Origin of the sequence: Faecalimonas sp. LCP19S3_D12, from assembly GCF_052121495.1 — a bacterium.
GTDB lineage: Bacteria > Bacillota > Clostridia > Lachnospirales > Lachnospiraceae > Faecalimonas.
Genome location: NZ_JBQKED010000120.1, coordinates 1 through 937, shown reverse-complemented (window position 1 = coordinate 937; position 937 = coordinate 1). Strand labels below are relative to the sequence as shown.

The 937-nt window shown below is 39.6% G+C and carries 1 protein-coding gene; it reads right to left on the bottom strand.

Features of this window, described 5'->3' with window-relative positions; all coding sequences use genetic code 11:
* Nucleotides 1-122: 122 nt before the first annotated feature.
* Nucleotides 123-937 (bottom strand): late competence development ComFB family protein (locus ACTQXY_RS15515; protein WP_441660215.1); only part of this gene is annotated, 815 nt, incomplete at its 5' end.

Below are 937 nucleotides of genomic sequence, written 5' to 3'. Positions count from 1 at the left end.
GAAGGTTTTTATATCTTCTAACGAGCGTCATCTTGTTCTCATGCCCGACTTTGTGCGGGCTATTTTCATTCATTGTTCCAACAAAAATCGGAATTTCCTATTATATAAAAACAGACGAGACTTTAAGAAGTCTCGTCTGTTTTTGTATGTCGTGGATTTTCCTTGATTACCATACATGCTTTTGTAGCTTCTACTGTGATATCAGAAATATATTTGTTCGTATAGAAGCTGATCAAAGGTGCAGCAGCAGCGGGAGATGTGACAATGTATTTTGGTTTGAGACCGTTCAAAGTCAATGCAACTGTATCTGCAATACAACGGTCACAGGTACAGACTTCAAACTGACGCATAAAGTATATAATCTTATCACGTACAATCTGTTCAATTATATTCAATACAATAAATTCAGGCTCTTTTTCAGCAACCGGTGTCTCATCCACTTCTGGTTCTGAAACTTTTTCCGTCTCTACAATTGGTGCTTCAGCTGCAAGCTCGTCAATGGGAGCGACCTCCTCTTCTGGGAGTGGTTCCGGTTCTGGAATCTCCAATACTGGCCCTGGTTCAGGCACCGGCTCTATATCAGGGATTATCTCAACCTCTGGTGTGCTCTCTGCCTCCATAAATTCAGATAAGAGTTGCTGATGAATAATATCAGATACGGCATCTTCCTTGCCGCTAGAGTCCATCTTAATATTGGAAACAACAGGTGAAATTTTTTCTTTTTCCTTTTCTTTTTCTTCCGGAACAGGTTCGTTTTTTGCTGGCTTTTGTCCGGTACTGCCAGATAGTAAATTCAGTACATGAGCAGTCTTATTCGTTTTTTTTGCCATTTTTATATCCATTCCTTTCGCTTTGCTCAGGCACAAAACGTTATGAAAACAGTTTTCTACCCGGCTTTTTTTCTTTATAATTCTTTTTGTAGGGAACTCGGTATACT